General features: G+C 40.6%; 12 protein-coding genes. 6 read left to right on the forward strand and 6 right to left on the reverse strand.

Annotated elements, in window-relative coordinates:
* Positions 1-57: 57 nt before the first annotated feature.
* The 3 genes from ACED20_RS02815 to ACED20_RS02825 all read right to left on the reverse strand — a co-directional run bounded on the left by ACED20_RS02815 (position 58) and on the right by ACED20_RS02825 (position 3,357).
* Entirely contained in the window at positions 58-1,236 is a 1,179-nt protein-coding gene (locus tag ACED20_RS02815) for an acyl-CoA dehydrogenase family protein (RefSeq protein ID WP_294200312.1), read from the reverse strand.
* A gap of 121 nt (positions 1,237-1,357) precedes the next feature.
* Positions 1,358-2,146, reverse strand: coding sequence for an NUDIX domain-containing protein (locus ACED20_RS02820; protein WP_294200313.1), 789 nt, complete (start codon positions 2,144-2,146; stop codon positions 1,358-1,360).
* A gap of 23 nt (positions 2,147-2,169) precedes the next feature.
* Positions 2,170-3,357: a sugar MFS transporter gene (locus ACED20_RS02825; protein ID WP_294233330.1), complete on the reverse strand. Its 1,188-nt coding sequence runs from the start codon at positions 3,355-3,357 to the stop codon at positions 2,170-2,172.
* Between the two features lie 177 nt (positions 3,358-3,534).
* Here ACED20_RS02825 and ACED20_RS02830 point away from each other — a divergent pair, with 177 nt between their 5' ends.
* The 6 genes from ACED20_RS02830 (at position 3,535) to ACED20_RS02855 (ending at position 14,203) form a co-directional block, all read left to right on the forward strand.
* Positions 3,535-6,441 carry a TonB-dependent receptor gene (locus ACED20_RS02830; protein WP_294233333.1) on the forward strand — a complete coding sequence of 969 codons (2,907 nt, stop codon included), beginning with the start codon at positions 3,535-3,537 and terminating at the stop codon, positions 6,439-6,441.
* 10 nt (positions 6,442-6,451) lie between these two features.
* Complete coding sequence (locus ACED20_RS02835; RefSeq protein WP_294224954.1) at positions 6,452-7,975, forward strand: RagB/SusD family nutrient uptake outer membrane protein; 1,524 nt, start codon at positions 6,452-6,454, stop codon at positions 7,973-7,975.
* A gap of 128 nt (positions 7,976-8,103) precedes the next feature.
* Positions 8,104-9,573, forward strand: a complete 1,470-nt coding sequence (locus ACED20_RS02840; protein WP_294308656.1) for a glycoside hydrolase family 30 beta sandwich domain-containing protein — start codon at positions 8,104-8,106, stop codon at positions 9,571-9,573.
* 9 nt (positions 9,574-9,582) lie between these two features.
* Positions 9,583-11,805, forward strand: a complete 2,223-nt coding sequence (locus ACED20_RS02845) for a glycoside hydrolase family 3 N-terminal domain-containing protein (protein ID WP_378103417.1) — start codon at positions 9,583-9,585, stop codon at positions 11,803-11,805.
* Between the two features lie 93 nt (positions 11,806-11,898).
* Positions 11,899-12,702, forward strand: a complete 804-nt coding sequence (locus tag ACED20_RS02850; protein ID WP_294292710.1) for a glycoside hydrolase family 16 protein — start codon at positions 11,899-11,901, stop codon at positions 12,700-12,702.
* A gap of 61 nt (positions 12,703-12,763) precedes the next feature.
* Positions 12,764-14,203, forward strand: a complete 1,440-nt coding sequence (locus ACED20_RS02855) for a glycoside hydrolase family 30 protein (RefSeq protein ID WP_294239678.1) — start codon at positions 12,764-12,766, stop codon at positions 14,201-14,203.
* Between the two features lie 82 nt (positions 14,204-14,285).
* Here ACED20_RS02855 and ACED20_RS02860 read toward each other — a convergent pair whose 3' ends face one another.
* The 3 genes from ACED20_RS02860 to ACED20_RS02870 all read right to left on the reverse strand — a co-directional run bounded on the left by ACED20_RS02860 (position 14,286) and on the right by ACED20_RS02870 (position 15,782).
* Complete coding sequence (locus ACED20_RS02860; RefSeq protein WP_294308648.1) at positions 14,286-14,477, reverse strand: hypothetical protein; 192 nt, start codon at positions 14,475-14,477, stop codon at positions 14,286-14,288.
* Between the two features lie 63 nt (positions 14,478-14,540).
* Positions 14,541-14,897, reverse strand: coding sequence for a hypothetical protein (locus ACED20_RS02865; RefSeq protein ID WP_378103418.1), 357 nt, complete (start codon positions 14,895-14,897; stop codon positions 14,541-14,543).
* A gap of 75 nt (positions 14,898-14,972) precedes the next feature.
* Entirely contained in the window at positions 14,973-15,782 is an 810-nt protein-coding gene (locus tag ACED20_RS02870; protein ID WP_294202962.1) for an enoyl-ACP reductase, read from the reverse strand.
* Positions 15,783-15,807: the final 25 nt, after the last annotated feature.

Below are 15,807 nucleotides of genomic sequence, written 5' to 3' on the forward strand. Positions count from 1 at the left end.
AGCATTAAAAGAGCCTGAAAATCAGGCTCTTTTTTATATAAGATGAATTTTAAAAGTTTAGAAAGCATTAATTCCCGTAATATCCAGTCCGGTGATCAGCAGGTGTACATCATGCGTTCCTTCATAGGTGATCACGGATTCCAGGTTGGCGGCGTGCCTCATCATCGGGAATTCTCCCATAATGCCCATTCCTCCTAAAATCTGGCGGGATTCCCGCGCAATATCGATCGCCATTTTTACGTTGTTTCTTTTGGCCATAGAGATTTGTGCAGGCGTTGCTTTATGTTCATTTTTAAGGTTCCCGAGCTGTAAGCAAAGCAATTGCGCCTTGGTAATTTCCGTTAAGAATTCAGCCAGTTTTTTTTGTTGCAACTGGTAGGAACCGATTGGCTTCCCGAACTGCTTTCTTTCTTTGGAATACTGAACAGCGGTACAGTAGCAGTCGATGGCCGCACCGATAACGCCCCACGAAATCCCGTATCTTGCGGAATTCAGACAGGATAAAGGCCCTTTAAGCCCGGTTACTCCGGGAAGTAAATTTTCTTTAGGAACTTTTACGTTATTAAAAACCAGCTCTCCTGTTTTTGAAGCCCGTAAGCTCCATTTGTTGTGGGTTTCCGGTGTGGTGAAGCCTTCCATTCCTCTTTCCACGATAAGTCCCTGAACCTTGCCTTCCTCATTTTTGGCCCATACCACAGCCATATGGCAAAGTGGGGAATTGGTGATCCACATTTTGGCGCCGTTCAGCAGATAATGATCGCCCATATCTTTGAAATTCGTTTCCATAGAACCGGGATCGGAACCATGATTGGGTTCGGTAAGCCCGAAAGATCCGATCATTTCGCCGGCTGCCAGCTGAGGTAAATATTTTTTCTTCTGTTCTTCAGAACCGAATTCATTAATGGGGAACATCACCAGAGAACTCTGCACTGAAGCAGCAGAACGTACGGCAGAATCACCTCTTTCCAGCTCCTGCATAATCAGCCCGTAAGAAATCTGGTCAAGCCCGGAACCTCCGTATTCTACAGGAATATAAGGTCCTAGCGCACCGATTTGCCCCAGTTCCTTCATCAGATTGGGAATATCGGTATGATTCTGGGCGGCATGGTCGATCTGCGGCATTACAAAACTTTCCACCCAGTCTCTTACAGACTGCCGGATAAGCTTATGTTCTTCGGTAAGTAAAGCATCGATCCCGTAATAATCGGGGATGCTGGTAAGGGAATAATATGACATTATATTTTAATTTTCCTAAAAATAAGACTTTTCATTATTTCAGGGAAATTTTTTTTAAATCTCTTTTACCGACTGATTTTTAGTGTGTTAAATTCAGTATTTGTAAGGGTGATCCTAAAAATCAATCTTCCTCTTTGTTGGAAATAGGGTAATGGTTCGTAGGATTGTAAATTCTGTTTTTAAACTTATACAGGTAAGGTGCCTTGTTGGCTGAACCGTCATATAACTTTTCCAGTCTTTCCAGGATGTTTAAACTCAATATCTTACGTTGGAAATTGTTTCTTCTGAACTTTTCACTGAGAATCGTTTCGTACAGCAGCTGAAGATCTTTCATCGTAAACTTTTCCGGGAGCAGATTACTTGCTGCGACTTCGGTGTTGATGTTCATTCTCAAGTATTCCAGGCCGGTTTCAATGATCCTGTCATGATCGAATGCCATCCTGGGAAGCTTGTCTACCTCAAACCATTCACAACTTTCATTGAAGGCATCCGGAAATGTATTGGCCATTGAGAAATCAATAAGACTGCAGTAGCCGACCGTGATAAACCGCTGAAAGATCCAGTGGTCTTTCGGCACTTCAACTCCTTTATTTTTAAGAAGGATCTGATGAACATTGTTTTCGGTCCTATCGATTCTTCCGAAGGTGTGGAACTGTTTCAGGAAAATATCTTTAAGGTGGGTTCTTTCATACAAAACACGGGCAGCCGCTTCACGCAGATCCTCATCATTAAAAACGAAACCGCCCGGAAGAGACCACAGGTCAAGGTCGTGATACTTCAGTAAAAGGACTTTAAGAATATTGTTATGAAAACCAAATATAGTGCAGTCTACAGATACGTGTGCTACAAAATCTTTTGTATCAATGAGTTCCTGAAGGGTTTCCTTATTTTTTTCGTTATTGATTTTCATGGTGGTAAAAATAAAATTTTTTTCTAAATTTTTTGATTTGCAAATCTAAAATAAATTAAGCTAATAATAAATAGCAGGGAGACGGCACACAAAATATAGAATGGATAAAAATTAAGGAGCTGGTTCCCGAACAATACGGCCATTGTCATCGAGCTTACAGAGCTGCCCAGGGAGGAAAAAATAACGATCAGCGAAGTAAGGAGATTAGCTTTTGACTTATCGATTCTGACAATCATATTTGAATTGATTACCGGATAAAGAGGTGACAGGAAGAGCCCGATAACCGGAAATAAAAAAAGTAAAATCCTTGAATCATCCGTATCCGCAAACTGGATCCCGATAATTAAGATCAGTAATAAGATGATTATAGAGATACAAAGGATATAATATTTTGATAATGAAAATCTCTGGATGATATTCGCTGTAACGATTCTCCCGATGTAAGAGAAGAGGGCCAGAAATGATGATGCCTGAAGGGCAAAAAAAGAATCCACCTTCAAATGGTTTTTATAAAATGAAGGCAGCCAAGAGTTAAAGCTCTGCTCAACAAAAAGAATAGAAAAGATAACAGCTAAGAATATAACCATCAGCGGGTTGATCATGCCTGAAACTTCTTTAAAAACATTGCTTTGATCCGTCTTTGCAGGTTCCGAAATCTCCAGCCTTGAAAATAAAAATATCGCAACTGCCGACAGAACCGAGATCGATAAAAACCCGAATTTCCAGAATTCTGAAAACCGGCTGGAAATCAGCCAGCCAAAACCGGTATTCACCACAAAGATTCCGATCATGAATGATGCTTCCACACTGTTCATGATTTTTGCCAATGACTTCTCATCCGAAACATTATTACGGATCATTCCGAATACACAGATTTTCCCGATCGCAAAACAGGTCCCGATAATCGCAAACCACAACTTGTAGAACCAGAAAACTTCCACAAAAGGTAAAATCAGCGAGCAAATCCCAACAATTGTTAAAGCCAGGATCAGGGAATTTTTAGTTCCGGTTTTGCTAATAAAATTTACGGCAAAAAGTGAAATAAAAGCGATCGGAAGATCCTTAAAAGACTCCAGAAAACCCAGCTTATCATAGGTGATTTTTGCTTCCGAAAGTTGAAGGATTACAATGCCCATGCAGTTTAGCACCATGGAGAAAATAAGAAAGGTAAGCTTAAGAGGAAGGGAAAATTTCGAGAGCTTGGCGGTCATTTTGGGGAAGTTTTTTATGGGATTTTTAAAATTATTTATGCTTTACAAGATAAAATTTATGCCTTGAAACCCCCAAAAATACTGGAAATATTAAAATAGTTATTAATAAAATGTTAATTATTTAAAAAAAAATATATTTTTATTGTCTCAATTTGAGAATTAAAAAACTAACTGTATATGAACGTAAGAATATCTAGGAATTTAGGGGTAGTGGCTGTGCTGTATTTTACTGCCAGCTTCAGTGCCCAGAACACAAAAAACGACACGCTTCCGAAAGAGCAGAAAATCGAGGAAGTCGTGATGATCGGTTACGGTACCCAGAAAAAGAGTAATGTTACCGGAGCAATCTCCAGTATTAAGGCCAGCGATATTGAAAACATCCCGGCCGGAAAACCGGAGCAGGTATTGCAGGGTAGAGCTGCGGGGGTTAACGTGATTACCAATTCCGGACAGCCGGGATCTAATGCCACGATCAGAGTACGGGGTATTACGAGTTTCGGCGCAAGTAATGATCCTCTATGGGTAGTAGACGGTATTGTGGTAGATGGAATTGGTTGGTTAAATCAATCCGATATTGAAAACATTGAAGTTTTAAAGGATGGTGCTTCATCTGCAATTTACGGCGTATCCGCTGCAAGAGGAGTTATTCTTGTAACGACAAAAAAAGGTAAAAAGGGAAGATTAAATCTAAGTTACAATGGATTTTACGGATTTGGGCATGCTTCGAAAAAACTCGACTTGCTTAATGCAACGCAATATGCAACAATTCTTAACGAGGCTTATGTAAATGCGGGCCAGGCTCCTAAGTTTTCCAATCCACAATCATTAGGTGCAGGAACCGATTGGCAGGATGTAATTTTTAACACCGGAGAAAGGTCAAGCCATGAAGTCAGTGTTAATGGTGGAAACGAAAAGTCTACCTTTTATGGATCTTTCGGTTATTACGATCAAACAGGTATTGTAATGAGCGATATTTCGTATTATAAAAGATTAAATGCAAGATTAAACTCTACCCATAAAGTTACCGATTGGTTAACCTTAGGACAGACTTTTGCATATACAAATACAAAATCTCAAGGGATCAATTCAAATGGAGAATTCGGTGGCCCGCTAAGTTCGGCTGTAAATCTGGATCCTACAACACCTATTTTAAATCCTGATCTGTCCGCTATACCGGCTGCAGCTAGACCTTATGTAATACGGGATGCTAATGGAATACCTTATGGTATATCAAGTCTTGTGCAAAATGAAATGTCCAATCCCTTGGCATTTAAATATACTCAACTTGGAAATAACGGATGGTCTAATGATTTTATAGGCAATGTCTTTGCTGAAGTTAAAATTATTAAAGACCTTACTTTTAAATCATCAATTAACGGCAAAAAGGCTTATTGGGGAAGCTGGAACTATACGCCGCTGTATTATCTTAATGCAAATTACAGTAATCTTGGGGTAAACAGCCTTTCAAGATCAACTCAGGAAAAATTTGAATGGAGTTTAGAAAATACCCTTACGTACCAAAAAAGATTCGGAAAGCATAACTTTAATTTACTTGCCGGTAATGGTTATTACGAGTATAATATTGGGTTTGGTCAAAGTGTAACACACAGTAATTTGCCTATTTCCAGTTGGGAAGACGCATCCTTTAATTTTGATGTAGGCAGGGCCAATCAAACTGTAAGTGCATGGGATTATATTAATACCCACAAAGTTTCCTATTTTGGAAGAGTTGTTTACGATTATGACAACAAATACTTATTTACAGGAACGATAAGAAGAGACGGTTCTTCAAAGTTCGGTGCAAATCAGCATTGGGGAACTTTCCCGGCATTCTCTCTTGGCTGGAATGTGAATAATGAATCCTTTTGGCCGGAAAATAAAATTATCAATACCTTAAAACTTAGAGGAGGATATGGTATTTTGGGAAATGATGGTATCGATGATTTCCAATTTGCAAGTTTTTATGTGTCAGGAGCTAATTATCCTGGATTCAATAATGCAGGAAATGAAGTTGTTTTACCCGGATATTATCCAAATACGCTGGCTAATCCTGATCTAAAATGGGAAACCACATCACAGCTTAACTTTGCAGCAGATCTTAAACTTTTTACAAATTTTAATTTAACCGTTGATTATTACAAGAAAAAAACCTCGGATATTTTAAGAAAGATATTCATTCCTGGATATGTTGGGGTAACCAACGCTCCCACTGCAAATATTGGAGATATGGAAAATGAAGGGGTAGAGGTAGAACTTGGTTATAAAAAGAACTGGTCTGACTGGGGAATATCCGTAAATGGAAATTTTGCTTACCTTAAAAATACGGTTACCAAATTAGAAAAAGGTAGAGATTATATTGACGGACCAGGCTTCCAGTCGATGGGATCGGTTTCCAGAATTCAGGTTGGAGAATCTTATGGCTCATTCTACGGGTACAATACACTTGGAATATTCCAAAATCAAGCACAAATAAATTCATATGTAAATGCTAATGGCCAAATGATCCTTCCAAACGCTAAGCCTGGAGACTTTATATGGGCCGATACGAATGGTGACGGAGCGATAACAGATGCAGATAAAGTGAACTTAGGAAATTCTATTCCAAAATTTACCTTTGGAATGACGATAAATCTAAACTATAAAAATTTAGATTTTATGATTTTCGCTCAGGGACAGGCTGGCAACAAAATTTTCCAGGGTCTTCGAAGGCTGGATCTTTTAAATGCAAATTATCAAACAACCATATTGGATAGATGGACAGGAGAAGGAACATCGAATACAACTCCTAGACTTACGGTTAATGATACAAATCACAATTATACATGGATGTCTAATTATTATCTGCAAAAAGGTGATTATCTGAGAATAAAGCTGGTACAATTAGGTTACACCCTTCCGCAGTCTGTAACACAAAATTTCGGTGTAAGTAAATTAAGATTTTATGTAACCGGTGAAAACCTTTTTACATTTACCAAATATACGGGTTACGATCCTGAAATTGCTGCTGGAGACAGCTTTGGTATAGACAGAGCTTATTATCCTCAGGCAAGAACATTCATCTTTGGTGCTAATATAACTTTCTAAAACTTTTAAAATGAAAAACAAAATCTATAAAATAACGATAGCTGCAGCATTAATCTTAGGATCCGGTATTGCAAATATTTCTTGTAATGATTCCAATCTTGAAGATGTAGAATATAAAGGAGCTTTTGATACCAACAATTTCTTTAGAAATGAACAGGAGTGTTTCTTTGCTTTAGTAGGAACCTATGATGTTTTACGAAAATATGCCGGAGGATTTGAAAATATGGTTACTTTCTTCAATGCCGGTTCGGATGATTTTTACGCAGGGGGCGGAAGTTCCACAGACGGTGCGGGCATTCAGGGATTTTCCAACTTTCAGATTAATCCGAATATTATGCCGGCTAGTTACTGGAGAGACTACTATCAGGGAATTGCCAGAGCAAATGTACTTATTGAGAAAATTCCTCAGGCCAATATGAATGATGCCATAAAAAATAGATTTACGGCAGAAGCAAAAACCCTGAGAGCTTTATATTATTTCGATCTTGTAAGAATGTTTAAAAATATTCCTTTAATCACAAAAGAAATCAAAGCTTCAGATGATTATTATAACATTCCTCAAGTTTCTCCGACTGAGGTTTATGCTCAGATCGAATCGGATTTATTAGCGGCTATTCCTAATCTTCCTCAGACCGTTAGTGGGACCGAAAGAGGAAGACTTACTCAGGGTGCTGCAAAAGCTTTACTGGGAAAAGTATATTTATTTCAAAACAAAAAGGCTGAAGCTGCGGCTCAGTTAGCAGATGTTAATGGCACACCTGGAGGAGCTAATCAATACGGCTATAAGCTGGTTTCTAATTTTGCCGATCTGTGGGTTACAGATAATAAATTTACTTCGGAATCGATTATTGAAGTGATGCATACCAATCAGGGGAGCTCAGATTGGAGCTTCTGGGGACAGGGAAGGGATGAAGGGAATTCAATCTGTATAATGACATCTCCAAGAGGATACAGTAAAATATCTTCTGATGCACCGGATATTGTTGCTGGCTGGGCATTTAATACAGTTACAAACGATCTCTTTACCTTTATGCAAGGAGATCCGAGAATGAACGCATCAATACTTAATCTGAAAGCTTTGAAACAACAAGGTAAGGCAGATTATTCTCCGGCTTATATGGATTCCGGATATTTCTTAAATAAATATATGCCTACCCAAGACGAAAAGACAACCCTGCCCGGTGCTTCGGAACTGAATTACCGTCAGAATTATATTCTTATAAGACTGGCAGATACTTATCTCATGGAAGCGGAAGCATTAAATGGTACGGGAGCGAGAGCACAGGCATTGTTGGATGCTGTTAGAACAAGAGCGGGACTTCCCTCTGTAACAGTAAACTTACAGGCTGTTAAGGATGAAAGGAGGAGAGAACTTATCGGTGAAGGTCATCGCTTTTTTGATCTTGTAAGGTGGGGAGAAGCCTCATCAAAATTAGCTTTCAAAGGATTTGTTGCCGGAAAAAATGAAATTTTACCGATACCTTATCCTGAGCTTACCGGAACGATCTTAAAACAAAATCCTGGATATAATTAAGAGAATGATTTAGGTTAAAAGCGTATCGTTATCATAACAAGATGAACAGTATGGTCTAAAAACGTGAAAATGAGAAAGGAGATACTCAAAAACCTTTAGCAATCTAATTTTCCAACATTCAAAATGATATGAAATCACAACATTCATATAGTTTCGTACTTAGAAGTGCTGCACTCTGCGGTGTAGCGCTTCTTTCTTTTTTAAACTGCAGCAGTACGTCTTCGGATCTGGCCGGTAACGGCGACAATGCGGGGAACGGCAACGGTGGAACTCCCACCGGAGATCCCGTACAGGTGTGGCTTACAAAAGGAGATCAGTCGGTGAAACTACAGCAACAGGGAACGGCTTACTTTTCAGTAGCCTCTGGCTCTGGAACAACCATTGAGATCGATCCGGCACAGGTTTTCCAGACGATTGACGGCTTCGGGTATACCCTTACCGGTGGCAGTGTTCAGGTGATCAACCAGCTAAGTGCCGCCAAGAAGCAGGAATTGCTGAATGATCTGTTCAGCAGCTCGGGAATCGGCATCAGTTATCTCAGAATCAGCATTGGCGCTTCGGATCTGAACAACGAAGTTTTCTCTTATGATGATATTCCGGCAGGGCAAACCGATCCAACCTTGGCTCAATTCAGCCTTACCAAAGATCAGGCGGTCATCCAGATGCTGAAAGACATCCTGGCCATCAATCCGAACATTAAAATTCTGGCAACGCCATGGTCGCCTCCGGTCTGGATGAAAGATAACGGAAATACGATGGGAGGAAGTTTAAAACCTGAATACTATGGTGTTTATGCCCAGTATTTTGTGAAATACATCCAGGCGATGCAGGCCCAGGGAATTAAGATTGATGCAGTTACGCCTCAAAATGAACCCTTGCATCCCGGCAACAATCCGAGCATGTATATGACAGCAGGTGACCAGGCCACTTTTATTAAAGCGAATTTAGGTCCGGTCTTCCAGGCAGCAAATATTAATACAAAAATTATTGCTTACGATCACAACTGCGACAATCCGGCTTATCCTTTAGCCATTCTTAATGATCCTGCAGCGAACGCTTATGTAGATGGTTCCGCTTTCCATCTCTATGCCGGAGATATTTCGGCGTTGGGTACACTTCATAATTTATTCCCGAATAAAAATGTTTACTTTACCGAACAGTGGACAAGCTCTACAGGAAATTTTTCAGGAGATTTGGATTGGCACGTAAAAAACGTTATTATTGGATCCATGAGAAACTGGAGCAGGACGGCATTGGAATGGAATGTGGCAAACGATGCCTCGTTCGGACCGCACACGCCCGGAGGATGCACGCAATGTAAAGGAGCTGTTACTGTAAACGGTGCGGGGAGCTATGATAAAAATGTAGCTTATTACATCATCGCCCATGCCTCGAAGTTTGTTCCTGCAAATTCTCAGAGGATTGCTTCCACGCAGGGCGATAACCTCTCGACGGTAGCCTTTAAGACACCGGCCGGGAAAACGGTACTGATCGTTCAGAACAGCAATACATCGGATAAAACGTTTACCATTAAATACAATCAGAAAACAGCTTCCGTAAGCATTCCGGGAGTTTCTACAGCAACCTGTATTTTTTAATTTTACACTATGAAAAGAATTTATTTCTTACTGACAGTGGCAGCACTGGGATTCAATGCATTCGGGCAGAAGACCATCGATCAGAAAGTTGCTGATCTATTGTCTAAAATGACGCTGGAAGAAAAAATCGGCCAGCTGGTTCAGTACAGCGGTTTTGAATATGCTACCGGCCCTCAGAATTCCAACTCCGCCAATGTCTTAAATGAAATAAAACAGGGAAAGGTCGGCTCGATGCTGAACGTATCGGGAGCGGCGGAAACCCAGAAATTTCAGGAGCTGGCTTTACATTCCAGGTTAAAAATTCCTTTATTGTTCGGCCAGGACGTGATCCATGGGTACAGAACAACCTTTCCGGTAAACCTCGGACAGGCGGCAAGCTGGGATCTTAAATTAATAGAGAGATCCGAAAGAATAGCAGCTACCGAAGCTTCGGCATACGGCATCCACTGGACTTTTGCACCGATGGTCGACATCGCAAGGGATCCGAGATGGGGCAGGGTAATGGAAGGGTCCGGTGAAGATACTTATCTGGGAACCCGGATCGGCCTGGCAAGAATCCGTGGATTTCAGGGTAAAGGACTTGGAAATCTGGATGCCATTATGGCCTGTGCTAAACATTTTGCAGCATATGGAGCCGCAGTTGGCGGAAGAGATTACAACTCAGTAGATATGAGTTTAAGACAGCTGAATGAAACCTATCTGCCACCGTTTAAAGCGGCTGCGGAAGCAGGAGTCGCTACTTTTATGAATTCTTTTAATGACATCAACGGGATTCCGGCTACGGCCAACAAATATATTCTGAGAGATTTGCTGAAAGGGAAGTGGAACTATCGGGGATTTGTGGTTTCAGACTGGGGAAGCATTGGAGAAATGGTTTCCCACGGATACGCTAAAGACAATAAAGAAGCAGCGGAGAAAGCCATCCTGGCCGGAAGCGATATGGATATGGAAAGCCGTGCTTATATGGCTGAGCTTCCAAAGCTTGTGAAGGAAGGAAAAGTAGATCCTAAACTTATCGATGATGCGGCCAAAAGAATTCTGGTTAAAAAATTTGAAATGGGGTTGTTTGACGACCCTTACCGGTTCAGCAGCGAGAAAAGACAACAGGAACAGACAAATAATAACGAAAACAGGAAATTCGGAAGGGAATTCGGTTCAAAAAGTATTGTTCTGCTGAAAAACGAGAAGAACCTTTTACCGCTTTCAAAGTCTGTAAAAACAGTCGCTCTGATCGGACCTTTCGGAAAGGAGACTTCTGCCAATCACGGGTTCTGGTCGGTCGCCTTTAAAGATGATAACCAGCGAATCGTAACACAGTTTGAAGGAATTAAAAATCAGTTGGATAAAAGTTCCATTTTGTTATACGCAAAAGGCTGTAATGCTGACGATCAGGATAAATCCATGTTTGCCGAAGCAGTAGAAACGGCTAAGAAAGCGGATGTGGTGATCATGACCCTGGGGGAAGGCCATGCGATGAGCGGTGAAGCAAAAAGCCGAAGCAATATTCATTTTTCAGGGGTGCAGGAAGAGCTTTTGAAAGAGATTGCGAAAACCGGAAAACCGATTGTACTGATGATCAATGCGGGAAGACCGTTGGTTTTCGATTGGGCGGCAGATAATATTCCTACCATCCTTTATACCTGGTGGCTGGGAACTGAAGCAGGAAATTCCATCGCCGATGTTCTGTTTGGGGCGGTAAATCCGGGTGGAAAACTGCCGATGACTTTCCCGAGGACCGAAGGTCAGATTCCGGTGTATTACAACCATTACAATACCGGAAGACCGGCGAAAAACAATACCGACAGAAATTACGTCTCAGCATACATCGATCTGGACAACGATCCCAAATTTCCTTTTGGATATGGATTAAGCTATACTCAGTTCAAATATTCCGATATGAATCTAAGTGCAACGGATCTTAAAGGAAACCAGACTTTAAAAATCAGTGTGAATGTCTCCAATACCGGAAAGTATGACGGGGAAGAAGTCGTACAGCTGTATATCAGGGATCTTTTTGGAAAAGTAGTAAGGCCGGTAAAAGAATTGAAGGGCTTTGAAAAGGTTTTTATTAAAAAAGGGGAAACCAGAACAGTCACTTTTACCCTAACACCTGAAAACCTGAAGTTTTATGATGATCAGCTGAACTATGATTGGGAAGGCGGGGAATTCGACATCATGGTCGGTACCGATTCTCAGAATGTTCAGACCAAAAGAATCAATTGGTTAAAATAAATACAGATTTTACTTACTGAAAGCGGGATGAAACCCGCTTTTGGCGGTAAAAGCGTCAACCCTGATTTTGAATTTTAAATCCCGAATGTATTGATGAAATTCCAACCTGTTGTTCAGTTAATTATCGGCGGAATCCTTTTGTTTTCTGTTTCGGGCTGCGTTTCCAGTAAAACGGCAGCAGAAAGAAAACTGATATGGAATGACGAATTCAGCAAAGATGGTCTTCCGGATGCTTCAAAATGGAATTACGACATTGGCGGACACGGCTTTGGAAATGAAGAATCTCAGTTTTACACCAAAGAACGTCTGGAAAATGCACGCGTTGAAAACGGTAAACTTATTATTGAAGCCAAAAAGGAAAACTGGGAAAAAAGTAACTACACATCAGCCAGATTATTGACAAAAGGAAAATTTTCTTTCCGGTACGGAACGGTGGAAGTACGGGCAAAACTTCCCAAAGGAAGGGGCACCTGGCCTGCGATTTGGATGATGAGCGAAAATATGAAAAAATGGCCGGATGACGGCGAATTGGATATTATGGAACATGTAGGCTATCATCAGGGTTATATTCATGCTTCTGTACACACCCAAAAGTACAATCATATCCTGCAGACCCAGAAAACCGATACTTTATTTGTAAAGGACGCCAGCGAAAAGTTTCATGTATACAAAGCCGACTGGGCACCGGAGAAAATTGATGTATACGTGGATGATATCAAATTTTTCACTTACGAAAATAAAGAAAAGACCTATGGTACATGGCCTTTTGATGAGCCTTACTTTATTATTTTGAATCTGGCCGTCGGCGGATTCTGGGGCGGAAAAGAGGGAATTGATGACCAGATCTTTCCACAGAAATTGGTTGTCGATTATGTAAGGGTATATCAGAACAGATAAAAATATCTCCTGAAAGTATTTTTGGGAAATGATCAACATTAATAAAATTAGAAATGACATAATGAAGAGATTAGTGGTAAGCTGCCTGGTCATGGGAATGACTTTTAATATACAGGCACAGCAATACTGGAAAAAAAATGCCGGAAAGACGGCAAAGGTAATCCTTACCGATTCCAAAACCAATGAAAAAATGGTGGATAAAGGGACGGTGAAATTCGAGAAAATGGACCAGCCTAAAGAAACGGATGCCTGTATTTTTGTAGATCCGGATTTTAAATATCAGAAGTTAATCGGAATCGGAGGGGCGATTACAGATGCATCTGCAGAAACATTTTACAAAATGCCGAAAGCGAAGCAGAAAGAAATTATCGAGGCGTATTATGGAAAAAACGGATTGAGATATACCGTCGTCCGCACCAATATGAATTCCTGTGATTTTTCAAGTGATTCCTATACCTATGTCGAGGACAACGATAAGTCGCTGAAATCATTTAACATAGCCCACGACGAAAAATATAAAATTCCGATGATTAAAGAAGCAAAGCAATTGGTCGGGAAAGACTTTACCTTTTATTTTTCTCCATGGAGCCCACCCGCATGGATGAAATCAAATAAAAGCATGGTAAAAGGGGGAAGACTGGAAAACGATTTTTACCAGACCTGGGCAGATTATTATATTAAGTTTATTAAAGAATATGAGAAAAGAGGCATTAATGTCTGGGGACTGACGGTGCAGAACGAGCCGATGGCCACACAGACCTGGGAATCCTGCATTTATACGGCGCAGGAAGAAGGGGAGTTCCTGAAAAGTAATTTAGGACCTACACTTTGGAAGAACGGTTTCAAAGATAAAAAAGTAATGATCTGGGATCACAACCGCGATCTGATCTATCAGAGGGCAACCACCACTTTAAGTGATCCCGAAACTTCAAAATATGCGTCAGGAATCGGTTACCATTGGTACGAAACATGGAATAATAAAACCCCGCTTTTTGATAACCTGGAAGAAACGCAGCGGGCTTTTCCGGATAAGTTCCTGGCTTTCACCGAAGGCTGTAAAGAACAGTTTGATCTGTCAAAAATTTATGATGTAAAACTGGGCGAGCTGTACGGAAGGAATATGCTGAACGACTTCAATAAAGGAACCGCTTTATGGACTGACTGGAACGTACTGCTTGACGAAACCGGCGGCCCGAATCATGTTGGAAATTTCTGCTTTGCCCCAATCATTGCCAACACCAAAACAGGCGAAATTCATTATACCTACGAATATTATTACATCGGGCATGTCTCCAGATTCATCAAGCCGAATGCGGTAAGAATAGGAAGCTCATCAAACAGGGTAGCGTTAACCGCCACAACTTTCATGAACCAGAACGGACAATTGGTTACCGTGATCATGAACGATTCGGATAACGATATCGATACCAACCTGTGGATCGAAGGAATGGCGGCTAAGTTAAAGGCACCGGCCCATTCGATACAGACGGTGATTTTATAAGACTCACTTCATGTTAACATTTATTTTTTAGGAACCGGCGGAACCTTTGTTTCTGCCGGTTTTTTATGCGTTGTAGTACAGTTCAAGGATCTTCATCATACCATTTAATCCAGAACAAATTCCCGTCTTCGTCCTCAACCATAAGCCAATCATTTTTAATCTTTTTAGGAGAGTAAAAATAATCTTCATTAGCAGGAAATATCTTCGATGAATCCTCAGGTTCGGCACGCAGCGGGTTTTTTGACTGATCGAAGCCTACAGAGAAGATGTGCATTATGTACTCGGGAACCGTCTATTCCGGTCGGAAACTTTTATGTACTTTGCCAATTTTTTTTCCTTATCGACAACTCACTTTATAAAAATCGCCTTTTCTCCCTGTCAATTCAAATGCAATCAGGGCATCTTCCGGTTTCAAAATGAATGGGTCAAGCGCCGCAAGGACGGGATAATCATCCAGTAGAAAAGTTTTCCAAACCGATAAATCCTCGTTATAAAGAATGATGATTCCGCTGTTCTCTTTTTTCAGAACAACAAATCCGGTATTTACAGGCGCATCCCGTTTCCTGATTTCCCTATTTTTCCGGATTGCATCATGTATTGTTTGCTTGTTAAAAGCTTGTGGAATATCATTTTTTCTGTTACAGCCAAAAGTAACGATTACAAAAAAGAAAAGAGTAACATGATTTTTTTTCATCTTTTAAATAAGGGCCATAAAAAAACCAAAGCAGATTATACTTTGGTTTATATTGCTAATAAATGATTTCTAAAATTACTCAGCATCATATTTACTGATCACTTTCTGCGTAACCCCTGAGCTGCTGAAACCTCCGTCATGGAAAAGATTCTGCATGGTTACTTTTTTGGTAAGATCGGAGAATAGAGTTACACAATAATCGGCGCACTCAAGAGCCGTTGCATTTCCAAGAGGAGACATATCTTCCGCGTAGCCAAGGAAACCGCCGAATCCTTTTACACCGCTTCCTGCCGTTGTAGGAGTAGGAGACTGGGAAACCGTATTTACCCGTACTTTTCTTTCTCCCCAATAGTTTCCGAATGTTCTGGCAATGCTTTCCAGATACGCTTTATTGTCCGACATATCGTTATAATCCGGGAATGTTCTCTGGGCTGCAATATAAGTAAGCGCCAGGATGCTTCCCCATTCGTTTATACAGTCCTTTTCGTAAGCTACCCTCATTACTTTGTGGAAAGAAACTGCGGAAATATCCCAGCCTTTCTCCAACCAGTCGTAGTTCATCTCTGTATAATGTTTTCCTTTTCTTACGTTGATGGACATTCCGATAGAGTGAAGGATAAAATCGATTTTACCGAATTTGGCAACAGCAGCATCAAAAAGCTTTTCAAGATCTTCCAGAGAAGTAGCATCTGCACCGATTACTTCAGAACCCGTTTTTTCCGCTAAGCCGTTAAGTTCTCCCATTCTCAGTGCGATAGGAGCGTTGGACAAAATAAATTCAGCACCTTCTTCATGACATCTTTCTGCAACTTTCCATGCAATCGATTGTTCATTAAGGGCTCCAAAAATAATTCCCTTTTTGCCTTTAAGTAAACCGTATGACATAATTTTTTAATGTTTATATAAGATA

It is taken from the genome of Chryseobacterium sp. sg2396, assembly GCF_042610505.1.
In the GTDB taxonomy this organism is placed as follows: domain Bacteria; phylum Bacteroidota; class Bacteroidia; order Flavobacteriales; family Weeksellaceae; genus Chryseobacterium.